Origin of the sequence: Pseudomonas sp. GD03862 (genome assembly GCF_029840855.1) — a bacterium.
In the GTDB taxonomy this organism is placed as follows: Bacteria; Pseudomonadota; Gammaproteobacteria; order Pseudomonadales; family Pseudomonadaceae; genus Aquipseudomonas; species Aquipseudomonas alloputida.
Map to the genome: position 1 here is coordinate 1 of NZ_JAOCDI010000088.1, position 6,470 is coordinate 6,470.

General features: G+C 56.0%; 8 protein-coding genes. 4 read left to right on the plus strand and 4 right to left on the minus strand.

All coding sequences use genetic code 11. The features are described 5' to 3' along the window. On the plus strand, positions 1-418 hold a 418-nt coding region (locus tag N5D53_RS27300; protein ID WP_347881669.1), incomplete at its 5' end, for an MFS transporter. A gap of 23 nt (positions 419-441) precedes the next feature. Here the strand turns inward: N5D53_RS27300 and N5D53_RS27305 are convergent. Then, entirely contained in the window at positions 442-1,518 is a 1,077-nt protein-coding gene (locus N5D53_RS27305; protein WP_129931831.1) for an ArsO family NAD(P)H-dependent flavin-containing monooxygenase, read from the minus strand. Positions 1,519-2,667: 1,149 nt separating this feature from the next. Between N5D53_RS27305 and N5D53_RS27310 the strand changes: the two genes are divergently transcribed. Then, positions 2,668-2,919 carry a hypothetical protein gene (locus N5D53_RS27310; RefSeq protein WP_104886883.1) on the plus strand — a complete coding sequence of 84 codons (252 nt, stop codon included), beginning with the start codon at positions 2,668-2,670 and terminating at the stop codon, positions 2,917-2,919. A 288-nt stretch (positions 2,920-3,207) separates the two neighbouring features. Here N5D53_RS27310 and N5D53_RS27315 read toward each other — a convergent pair whose 3' ends face one another. Further along, a complete protein-coding gene (locus N5D53_RS27315; RefSeq protein ID WP_104886884.1) occupies positions 3,208-3,531 on the minus strand; it encodes a hypothetical protein in 324 nt (107 codons plus the stop codon). Next, positions 3,528-3,749 carry a hypothetical protein gene (locus tag N5D53_RS27320; RefSeq protein ID WP_177413591.1) on the minus strand — a complete coding sequence of 74 codons (222 nt, stop codon included), beginning with the start codon at positions 3,747-3,749 and terminating at the stop codon, positions 3,528-3,530. The genes N5D53_RS27315 and N5D53_RS27320 overlap by 4 nt, the downstream gene beginning before the upstream one ends. Positions 3,750-4,283: 534 nt before the next feature. Here N5D53_RS27320 and N5D53_RS27325 point away from each other — a divergent pair. After that, positions 4,284-4,604 carry a hypothetical protein gene (locus N5D53_RS27325; protein ID WP_266025097.1) on the plus strand — a complete coding sequence of 107 codons (321 nt, stop codon included), beginning with the start codon at positions 4,284-4,286 and terminating at the stop codon, positions 4,602-4,604. 348 nt (positions 4,605-4,952) lie between these two features. After that, on the plus strand, positions 4,953-6,029 hold the full coding sequence (locus N5D53_RS27330) for an ArsO family NAD(P)H-dependent flavin-containing monooxygenase (RefSeq protein ID WP_190869808.1): 1,077 nt from the start codon (positions 4,953-4,955) through the stop codon (positions 6,027-6,029). 23 nt (positions 6,030-6,052) lie between these two features. On the opposite strand, the gene N5D53_RS27335 is transcribed toward N5D53_RS27330, so the two are convergent. Continuing rightward, positions 6,053-6,470, minus strand: a 418-nt coding sequence (locus N5D53_RS27335; RefSeq protein WP_323055048.1) for an MFS transporter, incomplete at its 5' end; no start/stop codon positions are given.

Genomic DNA, 6,470 nt, shown 5'->3' on the forward strand with positions numbered 1-6,470 from the left:
ACATATCACCGGTAAGAAGCGCGGACATGTCCCCGATGGTCGAGCAGCCTTCATCTGGGCAATCGCCCTGGCCGGGCTGCCTGCGCTCATTGCCGTGGGCCTGGCGGCAGGCTGGTCAGCGCAGGTAGTCTTGCTCGGCGGGTTGATGCTGTTCGGCGTGCTGTTCGCCGTGAACTCATCGCTGCACAGCTACCTGATCGTCAGTTACGCCAAGGAAGACGGCGTGTCCTTGGATGTGGGCTTCTACTACATGTCCAACGCCCTCGGGCGCTTGGTCGGCACGCTGCTGTCAGGTTGGGTATTCCAAGCCTATGGGTTGGAAGCTTGTTTGTGGGTCTCCAGCATCCTCGTATTGGCTGCCGCGCTCATCTCGATCGCACTGCCCAGGCACAGCGAAATGGCACAGCAGACGCACTGATCCGTGAGGAAATGCGGAGGCCATCAGGCCTCCGCTTTCACCACAAACTGCTCGATCTCAGTTGCACTACTGCGGGCAGTGCGGGTCACCCCGATCAAGGTTGCTGATGCAGAACCTGTCCACTCGCCATAGCCCACCAACCAAAGTCTCGGCTCACTCACAGATCGGGTCCCTTCGACCTCTACACGTCCTTGCTCAGTAACAACCCCAAGGCTGGCGAGGTGTCCCAAGGCGGGTTTGAACCCGGTGCACCAGATCACTGTATCCACTGCGGTTTCCGAGCCGTCTGCCCAGACCACGCCGTTAGGGGTGAAACGAACGAAGGGTCTCACCGCGTGCAGAACGTCTCGCTCACGCGCCTCCACCACAGGCGGGACCATTACCACATCGCCCAACCCGCCGACCGGCTGCTCAATTACACGCCCCTCCACCTGCGCTTTCCAGCGCTCTGTGGCCCGCTCGAACAGCACTCGGCCATCTACATCATCAGGTAGGAAAACTGGATCGGTAGGGGTTACCCAGGTCGCAGCAGCTACTTTGGAAACCTCTGCGAGAATCTGAGCGCCGGAGTTGCCGCCGCCGACGACTAGCACGCGCTTGCCCGAGAAGGCCTGCGGTTCAACGTAGTGAGCCGAATGCAGCTGCTGGCCACGGAACAGCTCAGCGTCGGGGTAGGCAGGTATGTTCGGATTGCTCCAAGTGCCTGTGGCACTGACCACAGCTTTGGCATCCCAATGGCCAGACACTGAATGGACACGTAACGCGCCCGCTACGCGCTCGACTGAGGTGACACGTACCGGCCGTTTAATCGGAAACTGATAGCGCGCCTCATACTGGGTGAGGTAGTCGATGACATGTTCGCGAGACGGATAGCCATCCTGAGCAGGCGGCATCATCCAACCGGGAATGGAGCTCCAGGTGGCTGGCGAGAACAGCCGCAGCGAATCCCAGCCGTGTCGCCAAGCCCCGCCGGCGCCCTGCTCGGCATCGAGGATGATGAGCGAGAGATCTGTCCGGCGCAGGAAGTACGCCGTTGCCAGGGCGGCTTGTCCTCCGCCAATGATGACTACATCCCACAAGCGCTCTGCATGGGCTTTCATTTCACTCCCTCCGGCCATGGTCAGGCCCCATTTTCTCAGGTGCTGCGGTAAGTGACTTGATGTAGGTCGTCTGAAGCCAGAGTCTGACAAAGAGCTGGACGTACTAGCAGGGGAGTATGTACTGCTTGTCGACCGAGCAACATGTCATGCTGACCGAACGCCTGGCCACCGATACCTTTCTGCGACTAGCCGTGGATGGCTTTCTCCGGCCTATCTCCAATTGATATGCGTATGCTCTCCAAAAGCGAGGAACTCTATACTCAAACTAGGAGTCAAAATGCCATTACAGCGCGCTGTGGTGCGTCAGGTAACAGTCATCTCTTGAAGGGAGGCTGGTTGAGGCCTAGCGCGTCAACGTATGGTGCTCGCTCCGTCATGGTCGTCATTGGCACCCCGGTGCTGCTTGCCACTGCTAGCTCAAGAGCCAAACACATGAAATCGGAACACGAAATGCTCGGACTCCTCCTGATCGTCGAGGACGAGCCAATTCTGCGATCAATGATTGTTGAGGTACTGCAGGATTCGGGCTTTCTACTTCTCGCCGTAGCTACAGCAGACTAAGGTTTGGAGATACTCAAACGAACACCAGTGACCATGCTCATTACTGATGTAGAAACGCCCGGACAAATGAATGGCTGGGAACTTGCTCAGATCGCTAGCCAGCAGGATCCCAAAACCTCGATAGTCATTTCTAGCGGATGCGTCAGACATGAAACGGACCTCATACCCGAAGGCGCTCAGTTCCTCGCGAAGCCATGGTCAATTGACCTACTCCTGAACCTAGTGACCGAACACCGGCAGCTCCTTTTGCAAAAATCAACCTCGGGAGAGCATGGGGACTCATAGCCGCATTCCCATAGGCCAACCATGCCAACGTGTCGAGCGAAGGCAAAACGGCTAGAGAGACTGCTGGACATCATCTTGAAGTGCCCGTTGCCAAGGTACCGGTAAGGTGCATACACAATATCAAAGCCTTGACGGCTCCACCTCAAGCACGGTCAGAAAGAAAGCCCCACATCATCCTGCGTCATTTCTTGTGATAGTGATACTTCGAGGCACTAAGCGTCATTGATTCGTCTCGATGACTCATATTGATGCTTTTCAATCTTGGGACTAAGACTAAGGTATATGCTTGGAGAGACACGCGCCATGCAAAAGAGATTTGTTATCGTTCCGGCTGTGCCGATCGACAAAGAATGCTTCCAATCTGGTTCTCGATACTATGCCGCTACCGTATCAGGCGGATTCGACATTTACGACAATCAGGAAAAATTACGATTGAAGCCAAGCTACTCCACGAGGTCGCTCGCAGAAGCCACCTGTGAGGAGTTGAACGGGGAATGCGGCAATCCAGACGAACTTTTTCCATTCTTGCGGGTGGACTGCTCTCCCAATGAATAGTGATGTGGGCTGGCGACTGTGGGCGCTCACAACATAGTTTGACACAAGCAGACAGGAGTCCGATCTTGTTCATTACGGAGTACGATATTCGGTGAAGCCACCCTCGAGCCGACCTCTATGAGTCAGCCATTACGTATGACAGTGAAATGCTAGGACCCTGGGGACACGGCTAAGGAGATTTCATCGTCGAGCTACCTCCGGAAGTCCTGAGGTAGCTCGGTGTCACAGTTGGTGACCAGAGCATCGAACTCATCGCTGGCGTAATTGTCCTGAAGCCAGTCTATATAGCTACTCCTGAGTAGCTGCTGGCTCTTGCTGACTGATTTCACTGAGTGGGGTCTGGGCACGAACCTCTATCATTTCGATCAGCTCCAAATGCTTGGGGAACTCACGCTTCAGCCAATCGCTGGGCACAAAGTGATGATCTAGGTGCACCGCCGTGCTCTGTCCGTCATCGCAAGCACAGAGCATTACGTTCATCTCCGTCTCATCACCCGCCATTGCTGCAGGTACAAATATAGTACCGCTGTCACTGACGCCAAACGACCGGCGCCACTCGGGAAAGCGCTTGCCGTCTGGGTTGGAAACCGCGAACCAATTGATCTTGTTCATTTGTCATTCTCGAATGGAATCAGAGTGGAGTACGGAAGCTCTTCGTCTTCGACCGCAGCAAACACCTGATCCAGCACTGCAGTTGGGGCATCAAAAGCTCCAAGGATCACGTATAGCTCGCACATGAGGTTAGCCTTGGCCTGCCGGTCAAAGCCAGCATCACCGGCTACCTTTTCAGCCGAGTCGAATGGCTGGCTTACTGACGTTTCTGCGATCAAGTAGCGAGCACCGCAGTCACACAGCAACGGGTGGTTTGATCGAGGGGCAGTGCTCGCAGGAGCGGAGGAGAGAGGCCTCACCGGCTCCTGCGACAGTTTTAATTCTCTAAATCCAACGATGCAAGAGCGCCCACACGGGTTACCCATCCCAAAAAGATACCATCATAATTTTTTTGGGGGTTTTGCACGGTACATTGCTGCGATTTTTCTGTGGCTGAACCTTTGCTGTGACAACCTTTATTGTTGTGACAACCTTTATTAAACGAAAACCCCCGAGAATTTTTGAAAAGCTATGCTTTGTGACAACCTTTATTTTCTCTTCCCCAGGATCAATCTCCCCGCTAGGCCGCGAATTTCAAGAGGTTTTGGGACAAAGTTTATTAATCAGCAACATCAGCTGATTTTGTGGAATTAAAGCTGTCGCCCAACAATTAAAACTGTCGTCGGTAGAGGGGAAGCGCTCGCTCCCCTCCATCGGGCGGTTACACCAGCCTCCCCGCGTGACCCCTCCCTTCCTTGTACTGGCGTTTTCACATGCCCCTCTCGATTCTGCCTGATGAAACTCTTCCGTCATGCGTGAGAAGGAACCTGCTGCTCTATTGGGCCGAGCCCAAGGCAGAGATCTTCGAAGCCCTGCGTACCCGTCATGTGATAAAGACGGCCGAAGTGAGAAGGCTCGCAGCAGCCATCGGCTGGCCGGGGTGCTATGGTTTCAATCGGCTTGTTCACAATCACACGCTGAACGCAGCGTTCCACGTCATCAAAAGTGACTGGGATTTTGCCTACTCAGGCACTCAGTACCTTTCTGAGGGGGAGCACTTCAGTGAATGGGATGCTTCCTTCTGCCCTGAATGATGACTGATGGCGGCAATTTTAATTGGCACCGCCAGGTCTCTAGGGCGATTGAGAAAGGTCTCTACGCTTTCGTGTACGACCCAACAACGCAAGCCCTTCAGTCAATTCCAACGCAGGGCGCGCTCAACGATTTGCTGGATCAGGCATGGTCTGATGCCAATCATGAGGCCTTGCGAGCCGTTATCTCGCTTTCTCCTTTGGCCAGTCGTCTGGAAATAGACAATAAGCCCGTGTAGCGCTGCGTGTAGGTTTTGAATGCTGGTGACCGTTGCAGCAGAGGACCTACGTCAAGTCCCTTACTGCAGCATCTGAGAAGATGGGGCCTGACCATGGTCCGGAGGGAGTGAAATGAAAGCCCATGCAGAGCGCTTGTGGGATGTAGTCATCATTGGCGGAGGACAAGCCGCCCTGGCAACGGCGTACTTCCTGCGCCGAACAGATCTCTCGTTCATCATCCTCGATGCCGAGCAGGGCGCCGGTGGTGCTTGGCGACACGGCTGGGATTCCCTGCGGCTATTCTCGCCGGCCACCTGGAGTTCCATTCCCGGTTGGATGATGCCGCCTGTGGAGGATGGCTATCCTTCTCGCGAGCACGTCATCGACTACCTCACCCAGTATGAGGCTCGCTATCAGTTTCCAATTGAACGGCCGGTGGGCGTCACCTCGATCGAGCGCGTTGCCGACGCTCTACGTGTCCATTCAGAGTCTGGCCATTGGGACGCCAAAGCTGTGGTCAGTGCTACAGGCACCTGGAGCAATCCGAACATACCTGTCTACCCCGGCGCTGAGCTATTCCGTGGGCAACAGCTGCATTCGGCGCACTACGTTGAACCGCAGGCCTTCTCTGGCAAGCGCGTTCTGGTCGTTGGCGGCGGCAACTCCGGCGCGCAGATTCTCGCAGAGGTTTCCAAAGTAGCGGATGCGACCTGGGTAACCCCTACCGATCCAGTTTTCCTCCCTGATGATGTAGATGGCCGAGTGCTGTTCGAGCGGGCCACAGAGCGCTGGAAAGCGCAGATGGAGGGGCGTGTCATTGAGCAGCCGGTCGGCGGGCTGGGCGACGTGGTAATGGTCCCGCCTGTGGTGGAGGCGCGTGAGCGAGACGTTCTGCACGCGGTGAGACCCTTCGTTCGTTTCACCCCTGACGGTGTGGTCTGGGCAGACGGCTCGGAAACCGCAGTGGATGCAGTGATCTGGTGCACCGGGTTCAAACCCGCCTTGGGACACCTCGTCAGCCTTGGGGTTGTGACTGAGCAAGGACGTGTAGAGGTCGAAGGGACCCGATCTGTGAGTGAGCCCAGACTGTGGCTGGTGGGCTATGGCGAGTGGACAGGTTCTGCATCAGCAACCTTGATCGGGGTGACCCGCACTGCCCGCAGTACTGCAGCTGAAATCGAGCAGTTTGTGGTGAAAGCGGAGGCCTGATGGCCTCCGCATTTCCTCACGGATCAGTGTGTCTGTTGTGCCATTTCACTGTGCCTGGGCAGTGCGATCGAGATGAGTGCGGCAGCCAATACGAAGATGCTGGATACCCACAAACACGCCTCTAACCCATAAGCTTGGAACACCCAACCTGACAGCAATGTGCCGACCAAGCGCCCGAGGGCGTTGGACATGTAGTAGAAGCCCACATCCAAGGACACGCCGTCTTCCTTGGCATAGCTGACGATCAGGTAGCTGTGCAGCGACGAGTTCACGGCGAACAGCACGCCGAACAGCATCAACCCACCGAGCAGAACTACCTGCGCCGACCAGCCTGCCGACAGGCCCACGGCAATGAGCGCAGGTAGCCCGGCCAGGGCGATTGCCCAGATGAAGGCTGCTCGACCATCGGGCACATGTCCGCGCTTCTTGCCGGTGATATGG